The organism is Leptospira semungkisensis, from assembly GCF_004770055.1.
GTDB classification, from domain to species: Bacteria; Spirochaetota; Leptospiria; order Leptospirales; family Leptospiraceae; genus Leptospira_B; species Leptospira_B semungkisensis.
Map to the genome: position 1 here is coordinate 1 of NZ_RQEP01000004.1, position 433 is coordinate 433.

At 44.6% G+C, this 433-nt stretch carries 1 pseudogene; it reads left to right on the top strand.

Going from position 1 to position 433, the window contains the following annotated elements:
- A pseudogene (locus tag EHO59_RS00025) lies at positions 1-433 on the top strand (proton-conducting transporter transmembrane domain-containing protein); the annotation flags it as partial.

Sequence of the window (433 nt, forward strand, 5' to 3'; positions counted from 1 at the left end):
CGAGCAAGAGAGCCTTCGTTCTCTTAGCAAGGCATTCGGTGTCTTATTCTTAATTTCTCTCGTGCATCATAGTATCAGCAAGACTTTCCAATTCTTATTCTTCGGATATCTTACGAAACTTTCCGGTTCTTCTAATTCGGATGAGAATACTGGTGTGGGAAGAATCAGCGGAGTTCCTACATTCCTTGCGGCTCTTGGGACCATGAGTTTTCTTGCGATTCCAGGAACTACAGGATTCTTGTCCGAAGCGACTTTTATCAAATTATTCTCCGCTGTTTTGGAAGTCACGGATACGAGTGCTGCTCTGATTCTTCCTCTTCTTATTTTAGTCTGCACTGGACTTGCTGTGGGAGCTGCGGCTCACTTGAAACTTTTCTTGGGACTCGTACTATCCAGACCTAGGGCAAATTTCGAGGACCACGGTTCTAATAAG